Annotated in this window: 12 protein-coding genes; all 12 read right to left on the bottom strand. The window is 71.7% G+C overall.

The features are described 5' to 3' along the window. Positions 1-22: 22 nt before the first annotated feature. On the bottom strand, positions 23-1339 hold the full coding sequence (locus LZG04_RS26550; protein ID WP_374202886.1) for a cellulose binding domain-containing protein: 1317 nt from the start codon (positions 1337-1339) through the stop codon (positions 23-25). 409 nt (positions 1340-1748) lie between these two features. Continuing rightward, the gene (locus LZG04_RS26545; protein WP_233821628.1) at positions 1749-3371 is read right to left on the bottom strand and encodes a cellulose binding domain-containing protein; all 1623 of its coding nucleotides are present in this window, start codon (positions 3369-3371) and stop codon (positions 1749-1751) included. A gap of 314 nt (positions 3372-3685) precedes the next feature. Next, positions 3686-4447 (bottom strand): cellulose binding domain-containing protein, encoded by a 762-nt coding sequence (locus LZG04_RS26540; RefSeq protein WP_233821626.1) that lies wholly within the window; start codon positions 4445-4447, stop codon positions 3686-3688. A gap of 239 nt (positions 4448-4686) precedes the next feature. Then, entirely contained in the window at positions 4687-5037 is a 351-nt protein-coding gene (locus tag LZG04_RS26535; RefSeq protein WP_233821624.1) for an STAS domain-containing protein, read from the bottom strand. Next, the gene (locus LZG04_RS26530; protein ID WP_233821622.1) at positions 5025-6308 is read right to left on the bottom strand and encodes a PP2C family protein-serine/threonine phosphatase; all 1284 of its coding nucleotides are present in this window, start codon (positions 6306-6308) and stop codon (positions 5025-5027) included. The genes LZG04_RS26535 and LZG04_RS26530 overlap by 13 nt, the downstream gene beginning before the upstream one ends. Next, positions 6308-7123 (bottom strand): alpha/beta fold hydrolase, encoded by an 816-nt coding sequence (locus LZG04_RS26525; RefSeq protein ID WP_233821620.1) that lies wholly within the window; start codon positions 7121-7123, stop codon positions 6308-6310. The genes LZG04_RS26530 and LZG04_RS26525 overlap by 1 nt, the downstream gene beginning before the upstream one ends. A gap of 31 nt (positions 7124-7154) precedes the next feature. Further along, positions 7155-7751, bottom strand: coding sequence for a hypothetical protein (locus tag LZG04_RS26520; protein WP_233821618.1), 597 nt, complete (start codon positions 7749-7751; stop codon positions 7155-7157). A gap of 127 nt (positions 7752-7878) precedes the next feature. Then, entirely contained in the window at positions 7879-8511 is a 633-nt protein-coding gene (locus LZG04_RS26515) for an ABC transporter ATP-binding protein (RefSeq protein ID WP_233821616.1), read from the bottom strand. After that, the gene (locus LZG04_RS26510; RefSeq protein WP_233821614.1) at positions 8508-9308 is read right to left on the bottom strand and encodes an ATP-binding cassette domain-containing protein; all 801 of its coding nucleotides are present in this window, start codon (positions 9306-9308) and stop codon (positions 8508-8510) included. Before LZG04_RS26510 ends, LZG04_RS26515 begins: the two co-directional genes overlap by 4 nt. Beyond that, positions 9305-10153, bottom strand: a complete 849-nt coding sequence (locus LZG04_RS26505; protein ID WP_233821612.1) for an ABC transporter permease — start codon at positions 10151-10153, stop codon at positions 9305-9307. Before LZG04_RS26505 ends, LZG04_RS26510 begins: the two co-directional genes overlap by 4 nt. After that, a complete protein-coding gene (locus LZG04_RS26500; RefSeq protein WP_233821611.1) occupies positions 10150-11166 on the bottom strand; it encodes an ABC transporter permease in 1017 nt (338 codons plus the stop codon). The genes LZG04_RS26505 and LZG04_RS26500 overlap by 4 nt, the downstream gene beginning before the upstream one ends. Then, positions 11160-12746, bottom strand: coding sequence for an ABC transporter substrate-binding protein (locus LZG04_RS26495; RefSeq protein WP_233821610.1), 1587 nt, complete (start codon positions 12744-12746; stop codon positions 11160-11162). The genes LZG04_RS26500 and LZG04_RS26495 overlap by 7 nt, the downstream gene beginning before the upstream one ends. Positions 12747-12791 lie beyond the last annotated feature (45 nt).

Here is a 12791-nt window from a genome sequence, read left to right as displayed (position 1 = left end):
CGCCTCCGTCACGCGTGTTGGATCAGGCGGCGCAGGTCACGCCGTTGAGGGTGAACGAGGCCGGTTTGCCGGTGTTGCCGGTGTGGTTGGCCTGGAAGCCGATGCTGACCGACCCGCCGGGTGCGATCGTGCCGTTGTAGGAGACGTTCCGGGCGGTGACCTGACCCGAGGTGGGCGAGTACGAGGCGTTCCAGCCGGAGGTGATGGTCTGCCCGCCGGGCAGGGTGAACACCAGGGACCAGCCGTTGATCGGCGAGCTGCCGGTGTTCGTGACGACGATCTCCGACGTCAGGCCGGTGTTCCACGCGTTGATCGTGTCGGTGACCTTGCAACCGTCACCGGGCGGGTTCGACGTGGTGGTGGTCGTCGTCGTGGACGTGGTCGTGGTGGACGTCGTCGTCGTGGTCGTCGTGGTGGGGCCGCCCTGGAACTGGGAGATGAACTTCCACGCCTCGCCCTTGGTCCAGGTGCGGATGCCGCTCTCGGCGTACGTGCCGTCCACCGGGCCCGGCATGTGGCCGTTGTCGAACGCCGCCCACTGCACCGGGTAACCCGCACGGCACGAGTACGTCGTCGTGATGTGCGACATGCTGCCCTGCCCCGGCTCACGCGGGCTCTGCGGCGTGCAACCGTTGTTCGCCACGAACTTGTCCCGCAACGACCGACCCATCGAGATGTTGAGCACGTTGTCCGTGATCCCGTGGATGCCGAAGTACGCGATCGGCTGGCTCCCACCCGAACAACCGCTCAACTGCGCACCCGAGTACACCACCACGGCCCGGAACACCGTCGCCCGAGCACACGCCAACGCGTAGCTCATCCCACCGCCGTAGCTGAAGCCCATGGCGAACCGCAACGCGGTGTCGACGCAGAGATCGGCCTCGATCAGCCGGATCATGTCGTCGGTGAACGTGACGTCCTCGCCGCCGGAGTTCGCCCAGCCGTTGCCCAGGCCCTGCGGCGCGACCAGGATCGCGCTGTTGTTCGACTGCTCCTGCATCCCGTAGTACGACCACGCCGTCCCACTCGTACCACCCGACGACACGTCGTTCATCGTGCCGCCACGCCAGTGGAACCCGAAGATCAACCGGTACGGACGGGCGTTGTCGTAACCATCCGGCACCCGCAAGATGAAGCTGCGGCTCTTGCCACCGCTCTGGATGGTGTGCGTGCCACTGCGCAACGTCGGGGCCTTGCCGCAGCCGGCGCTCGACGCGAGGGCACCGACTTGCGCGGACGGCGCGATGTCGCCGAGTGCCCCGCTCATCGCGGTGCCGGTCGCCGCCGCGGTGAGGAGCACCGCCGCCAACGCGGGCCCGAGAAGCCTACGCGTGATCATCAGAGACTCTTTTCTGCTGTGCGGACATCGGGTGCGTTGGTCCGGTCCAGCAGACCCGGCCGCCGCGCCGGGCACGACCGGGAGGAAGGGCGCTCGTCGCACGCGCACGGCGCAGGAGGCGATCTCGCATCCGTGTCCCCAACGTCGTCGTTGACGGACGGCCGCGCGGTGCGCGGCCGACGGGAGTCGAAACTTTCGGCTAAAACACTTGCCGTTTTCGGGGTCAATGTAGCCGGCGCGCGACGCGGCGGTCAACGCTCAACGAAGCTAAAATTGTTAGCGCTAAACCAAGCTTGAACGTGGTCACATAGAGCAAGATTGTTAGCGTAAACAACTGGTCGCTCGACGCGCCGCTCCACCGCCGCGGACGTGGGACGTCAGCGGACGGGGAGCGGCGCGTCGGGTGCCATCAGGAGGTGGTGCAGGCGGCGCCGTTGAGCGTGTAGGAGGCCGGCTTGCCCGCGTTACCGGTGTGGGTCGCTTGGAAGCCGATGGCGACCGACGCGCCGGGGGCGAGGTCGGCGTTGTAGGAGACGTTCCTGGCCGTCACCTGTCCGGACGACGGCGTGTAGCTCGCGTTCCAGCCGGAGGTGATGGTCTGCCCACCGGGCAGGGTGAACGCCAACGACCAGCCGGAGATCGGCGCGGACCCGGTGTTGGTGATGGTGATGTCCGAGGTCAGGCCGTTGCCCCAGGCGTTGACGGTGTTGGTGACGCGGCACGCGCCACTCGGCTGCGGCGTGGTGGTGGTCGTCGTGGTGGTCGTGGTCGTGGGCATCCCGGAGCCCGTGACGCGGTAGACGACGGTGCCGTGCCCGGGCACGGTGGCGGAGATGGCCCCGCTCGTCGAGGTGACCGCGTTCGTCCAGACGTCCCGCAGCGTGAACGACACCCCTTCGAGACCGACCGAGAAGGCGTTGACGGAGACCGTGGTCGCGGCGGAGCCCTGGTTGAACAGCGCCACCGCCACGTCGCCGTCGGCCAGCCGCTTGGCCAGCACCCGCCGCGTGCCGTCGTTGGAGATCTGCACGGCCTGCAACCCGAGCGGGTCCTGGTTGATGGCGATGAGGTTGGCGTTCTTCAGGATCGTCTGCGTGGCGGCGTCCATGTTGCGCAGGTCGTTGCCGGCGATGAGCGGTGAGGCCATGACGGCCCACAGGGCGAAGTGGCTGCGCATCTCGGTGTCGGTCATGCCGCCGCGGCCGACCTCCATCATGTCGGGGTCGTTGAACCCGCCCGGCCTGGCGTAGGAGGCGAGCGGGACGGTGACGTTGACGATGTTCTGGATGCCCATCGGGTACCCGTTCGTCTGCCCGGTGTCCCACTTGTTGGTGATGTCCTCGGTGGTGCGCCACATGTTCGCCACGTCACCCCAGTTCCGCCGGGGTCCGGTCTTGTCGTGGATGCTGTTGGAGTTGATGCTGTAGACGATCGGGCGGCCGGTGGCGCGCAGCGCGTCGCGCATCTTGGCGAACGTGCGCACCTGGTCGTCGATCGTGCCGCTGGGCGAGCACCAGTCGTACTTGAGGAAGTCCACGCCCCACGCGGCGAACTGGCGGGCGTCCTGCTCCTCGTGGCCCAGCGCCCCGGTCGAACCGGGGTAGGAGTTGAAGTACTGGGCGCACGTCTCGGCCAGCGGCGCCTGGTAGATCCCGAACTTGAGCCCCTTGGCGTGGATGTAGTCGCCCAGGGCCTTCATCCCGCTGGGGAACCGGCTCGGGTCGCCCTGCAGGTTGCCCGCCGAGTCCCGGTTGGGGTTCATCCAGCAGTCGTCCACCACCACGTACTGGTAGCCCGCGTCACGCATCCCGGAGCCGGCCATCGTGTCGGCCATCTGCTTGATCAGCGTCTCGTTGATGTTGCAGCCGAACGTGTTCCACGAGTTCCACCCCATCGGCGGGGTGCGCGCCACTCCGTTGTCCAGGGCCCGGGCGGGTCCGGTGTTCAGCACGGTCACCATGCCTGCCGCCACGAGGAGGGCCGCGGACGCGGCGCGCACGGCGCGATGCCGCCGCCGGGGTGGGTGTTCCATGGTCTTGGATCCCTTCGCTGTTCGGTGTCGTGGCTCGCCCGACGCGCGGCGGCCCAGCGCCGTCCGACAGACACCGGCAGGGTCGGGTCGCCGCCCGCGGCGCGACCCCGATTGCCCGTCGAAGGTAGCAATGCGCGATTCGGCCGGTCAAAGCTAAAGATGTGCGCGTTCGTTTTAGCCGACGTGCCGCGGTCATTGCCGGCATCGGCGATCGCGGAATCCGTCGCACGCCGTTGTGCGAACGGTTTCACCGGTCAATCGTCGTCCTGGTTCCGTTCCTCTGGCGGGCGTTTTGTCATCGCCCGCCCACGCGGTCAGGAGTTCGGCACGGCCGTGGTGGTGAGGGAAGTGGTCGTGGTCGGCCCCGGCAGCAGGTACGGCTCCGGCACGCAGTTCAGCCACGGGCCGCCGGCGGTCCGGGTGACGGTGCCCTGCAAGCCGAGGGACACCGACTGGCCCGGCGCGAGGGTGCGTGCCCACGGCGGCGCGCTCAACGCGGCGGCGTCGGCGTACTGGCCCCACTCGCTGTTCCACGACGCCGTCACGCGCTCGTCGCCGCCGAACAGGGCCGTCACGGTCCAGTCCGTGAGCGTGGTCGGACCGGTGTTGGTGACCGTCGCGGCGGTGACGAAGCCACCGTTCCACGCGTGCGTGGTGTAGGTGATCCCGCAGGAGCGGTTCAGGTTCGGCGGTGTCGGCGCGGTGCTGGCGTAGACGTGGATGACGCCCGTGGTGACACCGGGGCCGGACACGGTGAAGTCGGCCGAACCGAAGTTCCGCACCGAGACGATCCGGACCGGTTGGGGCACGTTCCAGGTGGTCGGGGTGAAGGTCAGCGTGTGGCGGGAGCTGACGAACACCACGCCCGGCGTGCGCTCCCCCAACGCCACCGTGAGCGTCGTGGCGCCCTCCGGCGGGCTGGACAGCGACACGGTGACCACCGCACTGGCCGCGCCCGGCATGATCGCCCGGGACGCGCCCGCGCCGTGGTCCACCACGACGGCGGGGGCGGCGGCCTGGGCCGAACCGGGCGCGAACCCGGACAGCAGCGCCGACAGGCCGGCCAGGACGACCACGGCCGCACCACGTCGGAGCGCACCGCCGGTGCCGCGGTGACGTCGAGCCGATAAAACCATGACAACCCTCTCCATTCGCCTGCACGCGATAGCGCCTGACAGGCGGGCGGATCCCCGGCGCAGGTGCAGAATGGCCCGCCCGTTTCCTCGGTGTCAATCGAGGGTGCACGCGGGAATGGAGCGGGAATGCGGTGACGTGACGGCGCGCTCCACCGATCGGGCGTTGGCCCGCCCACCGTTCAGCGGCGCGACCGGACCTCGGCGCGGGCGCGGTCCCGGTCGGCGTCGCGGACGGTGAAGACCTCCGTCAGGCCCGTCGTCCTCAGGATCCTCACCAGCAGCGCGGGCGGGGTGGCCAGTTCGAGCGCGGCGCCCGCGCCGAGGCTGATCTCGTGCGCGGCGAGCAGGGCGGTGAGCCCGCTGGAGTCGCAGAAGCTCAGCTCCGCCAGGTCCAGCACGAGGCGGTCGCCCGCCGACAGGCGCAGCCGGGCGAGTTCCTCGTGCAGCCGCGGGGTGCTCGCGTGGTCGAGTTCCCCGGTGAGCGCGATGGTGTGGACGTGGCCGTCGGTGGCCTTGGTCAGGTCGAGCACCCTGCCTCCTGCAAGGCCGCGGCGGCGGTGACGGGGTTGCCGATCGCGAGGATCGCGGTGTCGTCGGACGGCGAGCGGGACCAGTCGGTCAGCAGCCGCACCAGCGATCCCACCACGCCGTCGGCGTTCTCGCCGGTCATCGCGACGGCGGCTTCGGCGAGACCTTCCTCCTCCAGCATGGTGCCGTCGGCGCGGCGGGCCTCGGTGAGGCCGTCGGTGTAGAGGACGAGGACGTCACCCGGCCGCAGGCGGGTGGTGGCGGCGGTGAACCGGGCGCCGGGCAGGACGCCGACCAGCTGCCCACCCGGCGTGGGCAGGGGGCTCACCTCGCCGTCACGGCGCAGCACCAGCGGCGGCGGGTGCCCGCCACCGGCGAGGGTGACGGTGAGGCCGTCGCGGTCGGGTTCGAGCACGCCGAAGATCACCGTGCAGAACCGCGGCGCACCGGGCCGGCGTTGGTGCAGCATGACCGTGTTCAGGGTGGTCAGCACGGCCACCGGGTCGGCGTCGTTCACCGCGGCGGCGCGCAGGGCGTACCGGGTCAGCGAGGTCAGGACGGCGGCCTCGGGCCCCTTGCCGCACACGTCGCCCAGGAAGAACCCCCACCGGTCACCGCCCAGCGGGAACACGTCGTAGAAGTCGCCGCCCACCTGGTCGCTGGACGCGACGTGGTAGTGCGCGGCGAGGTCGACGCCGTCGATGACGGGCAGGGCGTCGGGCAGCAGGGTTCGCTGCAACGTGCCGGTCAGGCGCTCCAGACGCGCGCGCTCCTCCTCGGCCTTCCGCTTGGCCGCCAGCAGCTCCCGCTCGTACGCGCGCCGTTCACGGGCGTCGAACACGGTGATGCGCACCAGCAGCGGCTGGCCCTCCTGTCCGGTCTTGACCTTCGCGGTGACCAGCACGGGAAGCCGGCGGCCGTCGGCGGCGACCAGGTCGAGCGCGAGTTCGCGGACCTGGCCGTGCATGCGCAGCATCGGCGCGTAGTGCGTCTCGTGGTAGAGCTTGCCGCCCCCGGTCAGCAGGTCGGCGAACCTCCTGACCCCCACCAGCTCCTCGCGCCGGATCCCGAGCCAGCCCAGCAACGTGTCGTTGACCTTGGCGATCTCACCGTCCATGAGGGTGGACAGGTAGCCGCACGGCGCGTTGTCGTACAGCTCCTCGGTGTCGTCCTCCAACAACGAGGAGAACACCGTCCGCGAGTCGCGGACCGTCGGGTCACCGTCCTCGTTGGACTCCTCCGAGTCGCCCAGGCCGGTCCCGGCCGCGCACATCACGGCAGGGAGCTCCCCGGTCCGGGCAGGAACGCCCGGATGGCCGCGGTCGTCTCCTCCGGTGCGCTGAGGTTCGGGCAGTGCCCGGTCGCGTCGAGCACCACCAGCTCGCTGCCGGGGATGTTGCGGTGCACGTACTCGCCCACCGCCCGTGCGGCGATCACGTCCTCCCGGCACTGCAGCACCAGGGTCGGCACGCTCACCCGGGGCAGGTCGTCGCGGTTGTCCGACAGGAACGTCACGCGCGCGAAGTGCCGCGCGATGTCGGGGTCGGTGCGGCAGAAGCTCTCGGTCAGCTCCTGCCCCAGCTCCGGCCGGTCGGGGTTGCCCATGATGGCCGGGGCCATCGTCGCCGACCAGCCGAGGTAGTTGCTGTCCAGCGAGTCGAGCAGGTCCTCGATGTCGACGTCGCTGAACCCGCCGCGGTAGTCGCCGTCGTCCACGTAGCGGGGCGAGGGGCCGACCAGGACCAGCGCGCCGAACCGCGCCGGGTCGGAGTTGGCGGCCAGCACACCGATCATCGCGCTGACCGAGTGGCCGACGAACACCACGTCGCGCAGGTCGAGCTCGTCGAGGATCTCCAGCACGTCGGCGGCGTAGCCGGCCAGGGACGAGTAGCGCTCCGGCCGCCACGCCGACGGGTCGGCGTTCCCCGCGCCGACGTGGTCGAACAACACCACCCGGTGGTCCTCGGCGAACGCCGGAGCCACCATCCGCCACATGTTCTGGTCACAGCCGAAACCGTGCGCGAACACGAGGGGGCGACCGTCGGCCGGGCCTGAGACGGTCACGTTGTTCCTGCTCCGGACATCCATCTCGGAAGTATCGCATTCGTGTCCCGCGAGGTCAGCTGGTGCCGGTGTGGTGCTTGAGGGCCACCAGCTTGTGCCGGTACATGCGGCACAGGGCCACCAGCAGGTGGACCTGCTCACCGGGGCTCAACGGGCGCAGCCGCTCGACGAGGTCGTCGGGGTGCAGGTCGACGTCGGTCGCCAGGCGCTCGTTGAGGATCTCGCGGGCGAGGGCGTGCTCGCGGTCGCCGATGGCCAGCCGGTCGGCGTCACGCAGGTCGTAGGTGTCGGGCAGCGGGAACCGGACGAGCGGTTCGGGGTAGCGGGTGGCCATGAGCTGCACGGCGACGTTGACCAGGCGCGCCACCAGCGACGCGGCCCGGTCGAGGTCGTCGAGCATGACGGCCAACTCGTTCACCGTCACCGTGTCGGGCTCGAACGCGGGCGGCGCGTCGAGGTCGACGTCGAGCCGGTGCAGGGCCAGCGTGATGTTGTCCAACACCCGTTCCGGGTCGACGTACACCCGCACCGGGCTCCCGGTCTCCACGCTGGCCCGCGGGTGCCACGGATCGAGGAACTCCCGCACCGCCGCCTCCCCGTACACGTCGGGGTCGGGCACAGCTCGTCGGGGACGCGGGAACTGCTCCACCACGCTGCCTCCTGTCGGTCGCCGCCACACCGCCGCGGTGGCGCCGCGGCACGGCGGCGCCTCCGCCGGTATACCCGCTACCCACCGGTACACGACACGGTCCGTGTCGGCGGGTGTTCGGACCGCAGCACTAGGCCGGCGTCCGCACGAGTTCCCGGAAGTCGAGCACGCGGTGCGCCACCACGTCCAGGAGCGGGCGGTCGTGCGAGATGGTCAGCACCCCGATCCCCCGGGCGTCGACGGCGGCGCTGATCAGGCCCCACAGCTCGACCTGGCTGATCGGGTCGAGGCTGGCGGTGACCTCGTCGGCCACCAGGAAGCGCGGGTTCGCCAGGAGCGCGCGCCCGAGGTTCACACGTTGGGCCTCGCCGCCGCTGATCTCGTGGGGGAAGCGGTCCAGGAGGGCGGGCGGCGCCAACGCCGGGTCCAGCGCGTCGAGGGCGCTGTCGGCGGCGCCGGTTTCGGCCAGGCTCCGGCGGACCTTCCAGAGCGGGTCGAGCGCCAGGTGGGCGTGCTGCGCGACGAGTTGCACGGGGTTGGCCGTGCCCCGCCCGGGACGCGGTGGGCGTCCGTCGACGGAGACCTCGCCCCGGTGCGGGTGCAGCGAACCGGACAGCACCCTGCCGAGGGTGCTCTTGCCCGCGCCGCTGGGGCCGTGCAGGCCGACGACCTCGCCAGGTTCGACCGAGAGCGACACCCCTGCCACCACCCACGGCGACTTGCGGGAGTAGCGGAACCACACGTCGTCGGCTCGCAGGGTCATGCGTCCTCCGTGAGGCGGAACCCGTTGCCGGGCAGGGCGTGCCACAGGGCGCGGGTGTAGGGGTGGGTCAGCTCGTCGGTGTGGAAGTCGGCGGGACGCGCCTCGTCGACGGTACGGCCGTGACGGCAGATGACGACCCGGTCGGCGACCTCCAAGGCGGCGGCGAGGTCGTGGGTGATGAGCACGACGGCGCGGTGCCGGTCGGCGATGCGCCGCAGGTCCGCCAGGGCCGCGCGGACGGCCTCGGCGGGCAGGCCGGGCGTCGGTTCGTCGGCGACGACCAGCGCCGGGTCGCCCATCAGCGCCATGGCCGTCAGGACGCGCCTGACCTGGCCGCCGGACAACTGGTGCGGGTACCGCCGGTGGACCTCCGGTCCCAGCCCCCGGTGCTCCAGCGCCGCGCCGGCCACGGCGTCCGGTGCCGACCGCCCGGCCAGCACCGCGGCACGGCGGACCTGGCGGAACACGGGCGTGACCGGGTCGAGGAAGGTCACCGACTGGGGCAGCAGCGCCAGGTCGCGACCGGCACGGTCACGGCGCGCCGCCGGGTCGAGGACGACGCCGTCGAACCGGACCGTGCCGCTCTCGACGGCGTTGGGCGGCAGCATGCCGAGCACGGCGTGGGCGAGCAGGCTCTTGCCCGCGCCGCTGGCGCCGACCAGGGCGACCAGCTCGCCCCGGTCGGCCGTGAGGTCCATGCCCGCCAGCGCGGTGACGGTGCGGCGGCGCAGACCCCGGTCGTACTGGGTGAACGAGACGGCCAGGGAGCGGATCTCCAGCAGTGGTGCGGTGCTCACAGGTGGTGGCTCCTCGGGTTGAGCAGCGACCGCAGGTTCTCGCCGATGCCGTCGACCACCTTGACCAGCAGCAGCAGGCACAGGCCCGGCAGCACGGCGAGCCACCACGCCCCCGCCGACAGGAACCGCATTGACTCGGCCAGCAGGATGCCGGTCGACGGCTCGGCGGGGTCGACGCCCAGCCCGAGGAACGACAGCGCGGCCTCGTGCAGGATCGCGTGCGGGAACAGCAGGATTAGGCCGACCAGGAAGTGCCCGGCCAGGTGCCCGGCGACGTGCTCGCGGGCGACCCACCACCGGCTGCGGCCCAACTGCACCGCGACGGTCGCGTAGTCGGAGTTGACCACCTGCTTGGCCTGCCCGCGCAGCACGCGGGTCAGGTGCGGCCAGTGCGTCACGGCCACCGCGACGATCACCGCGTCCGTGCCGCCGCCCAGCGCGAAGGCCAGCATGAGCAGCAGCACCAGGTGCGGCAACGCCATGAACAGGTCCACCAGCCAGCCCACGACCGCGTCGACCTTCGGCCCGCCGACGGTGGCGGCGCAGGCCAGCACGAGCGCCACCACGGCGGAGATCGCGGCGGCGGTCGTGCCGACGACCAGGCTCATGCGCAGGCCCGACAGCACGCGGGCGAGCACGTCGCGGCCCAGCCAGTCAGTGCCGAACCAGTGCCCGGCCGATGGAGCGCTGTTGCGCTCCCCCAACGAGGTGGTCTGCGCGGCGTCCTGGGCCCACGAGCCGGCCACGAGCACGCCGAGCACCACTGCCGCCGACACACCCAGCAGGACCAGCGTGCGCGTGCGGCGATCGATCCGCCCCACCGCGGGCGGCACCAAGGCCGTCATCGCGTCCCCCGCAGGTCGACCAACCGTGACCTCGGGTCGAGGAGGGCGTGCACGCGGTCGCCGACGAGGTTGCCCGCGAACACCAGCACCGTGGTGAACAGCGCGATGCCCAGCAGCAGCGGCACGTCCTGCCCCAGGGCCGCCGTCGTGGTCGCCGCACCCAACCCCGGGTAGGAGAACACCTGCTCGGCCAGCACGGAGCCGCCGAACAGCTCGCCCAGCGAGCCGAACTGGAGCAGCAACGCGGGTGCGGCCGCGTTGCGCACCACCCGGTGCAGCACCAGCCCCACGCCGCGTTCGCCCTGCGCCCGCGCGAACGCCACGTGGTCCGAGGCCAACGCGTCCACCACCGCCTGCCGCGTGTGCAGGACCACGGGCGCGATGCCCACGACGCTCAACGTGATCGCGGGCAGCGCCAGGTGCGCCAGCCGGTCACCCAGCCCGACCTCGTCGGCCGGCACGCCGATCGGCACCGCGCAGCACACCGGCGCCCAGTTCAACGACACCGCGAACACGTAGAGCAGCAGCAGCCCGACCCAGAAGGTCGGCGCAGACGCCAGCGCGTACGACAACCAGGTGATCGCCCGGTCGGCGAACCACCCCCGGCGGACCCCGGCGACGAGGCCCAGCCCGAAGCCGAGCACGCCCGACAGCAGCCACGCCAGGGCCATCAACGCCAGGCTGGCCAGGAACTTGTCGCCGATCACCTCCAGCACCGGCCGGTTGAACGTCAGCGAGAAGCCGAAGTCGCCGCCGAGCAGGTTGCCGAACCAGCTCAGGAACCGCTCGTGCGCCGGGTCGTCCAGCCCCCACCGCTGCGCGATCAGCGCCCGCTGCGCCGGGCCCAGCGACGCGACGTCCGCGCCCACGTAGGCCGCCACCGGGTCCACCGGCGAGTTGACCATCAGCACGAAGGACGCCACCGCGACGGCCGTCAGCAGCAGCACCAGGCGGGCGGTCCGGGCCACGACCGCGGCCACCACCGGACGTGCCGCGGACCCGGCGGTCAGCACGTCCACTTCCAGCCCGCGATGCCCTGCGTGATCGGCCAGCCGTGCCCGTGCGGCTCGACCTGGAGCCGGCCGAGGTCCAGGCACGCGTCGGCGTAGTAGACGTGGTCGAGGTTGACCAGCCACGCCCACGCCGCGTCGGCACCCGGCCCGAACTGCCGTTGCGCCGCCTTCCAGTGCTCGCCCGCCCGCCCGGGGTCGACCGCCGCCATCGCCGCGTCCAACTCCCCGTCCACCACGGCGTTGCGGTACAGGGCGGGGTTCCACAGCTCGACGCCGGCCTGCGCGGACGAGTAGAGGTTGAACATCTCCGTCGCGTCGTGGCTGCCCCAGCCGAACAGCACCGGGTCGGCGTGCATGCGGGTGCGGATCACGTCCCAGCTCTCGCCCTTGGGGGTCACCGCGATCCCGATCGGCTTCAGCATGTCCGCCACGGCCAGGGCCAGGCCCTGCCGCACCGAGTCCCCGGCGGGGTACAGCAGCGGGAACTCCGCTTCGGTGCCGCCGCGTTCGCGGACGCCGTCACCGTCGGCGTCGACCCAGCCGGCGGCCTCCAGCGCCCTCTTCGCCCCTTCGGGGTCCTTGTCGGTGATCGCGGCGGCGGGCTCGTTCCAGGGCAGCCCGTCGACCGGGCCGGTGGCGGGGCGGCCGTAACCGTTGAGCACGCCGTCCACCAGCGCCTGCCGGTCCAGCGCCACGTTGACCGCCCGCCGCACGGCCCGGTCCGACGTGACGTCGTTGCCGATCGGCCGGCCCTCGGCGGTCCGGCGTCCCTCGTCGGGCTCGAACGGGAACGCGATGCCCCGGTTGTCGACGGACTCCACCCTGGTCAGCCGCAGGCCGGGCAGCTCGCCGGTGGCCAGCGACGGCGGCAGGGCAGCCACGTCCACCTGCCCCGACCGGGCCGCGGCCAGGCTCGCGTCCTCGCCCGTGAAGACGAACACCACCCGCTCGAACGCGGGCTTCGCGCCGTAGTACGCGTCGTTGCGCCGCACGATCAGCTGCTGGCCCTCGTCCCACTGCTCGAAGACGAACGGCCCGGAGCCCACGGGCTTGCGCGCGTAGTCCGGCCCGTGCGCGTGCTCCGGCACGATCCCCAGCGACACCAACCGGTTCACGAAGGTGCTCTGCGGCTTGGTCAGGCGCAGCTCCACGGTGTCGTCGTCCACCGCGACCGCCTCGCGCAGCACGGTCACGTCGGTCGACCCGCCGCTCTTGGCCGCGGCGGTGAACGTGTACGCCACGTCCCGCGCGGTCACCGGCTCGCCGTCGGTGAACTTCGCGTCGGTCCGGATGTCGACGGTCCAGACCAGCCCGTCCGGGCTCACCTCGTGCCGGGTGGCCAGGTCGTTGACGACCTGGAGGTCCGCGTCCCGGGTCAGCAGCGTCGACTGGAACAACGGCGAGCCGTACCGGCCCCAGCCCAACGTCGGGTCGTAGCCCTCCTCGGACTCGCCGCCGATGGCCAGCCGCAGCTCGGTGGGCGTGCCGGCCGACGCACGGCGTCCTTCGCCCGAACACGACGCCACAGCGACCCCGACCGCGGCCACCGCCACCGCGCGCCACCAGGCAGACCCGGGCACAGCACTCCCCCTCGCTATTGCCATTGATGTGTAACAGCCACTCGA

It is taken from the genome of Saccharothrix sp. S26, assembly GCF_021390395.1.
Taxonomy (GTDB): domain Bacteria; phylum Actinomycetota; class Actinomycetes; order Mycobacteriales; family Pseudonocardiaceae; genus Actinosynnema.
The sequence above is the reverse complement of the archived record's forward strand: the minus strand, read 5'-3'. Positions and strand labels throughout refer to the sequence as shown.

Coding starts and splice junctions, on each gene's coding strand:
- LZG04_RS26525 (WP_233821620.1), bottom strand. CDS start 7,123: ATGGATGTCCGGAGCAGGAACAACGTGACCGTCTCAGGCCCGGCCGAC.
- LZG04_RS26530 (WP_233821622.1), bottom strand. CDS start 6,308: ATGTGCGCGGCCGGGACCGGCCTGGGCGACTCGGAGGAGTCCAACGAG.
- LZG04_RS26515 (WP_233821616.1), bottom strand. CDS start 8,511: ATGACCCTGCGAGCCGACGACGTGTGGTTCCGCTACTCCCGCAAGTCG.
- LZG04_RS26545 (WP_233821628.1), bottom strand. CDS start 3,371: ATGGAACACCCACCCCGGCGGCGGCATCGCGCCGTGCGCGCCGCGTCC.
- LZG04_RS26505 (WP_233821612.1), bottom strand. CDS start 10,153: ATGACGGCCTTGGTGCCGCCCGCGGTGGGGCGGATCGATCGCCGCACG.
- LZG04_RS26550 (WP_374202886.1), bottom strand. CDS start 1,339: ATGATCACGCGTAGGCTTCTCGGGCCCGCGTTGGCGGCGGTGCTCCTC.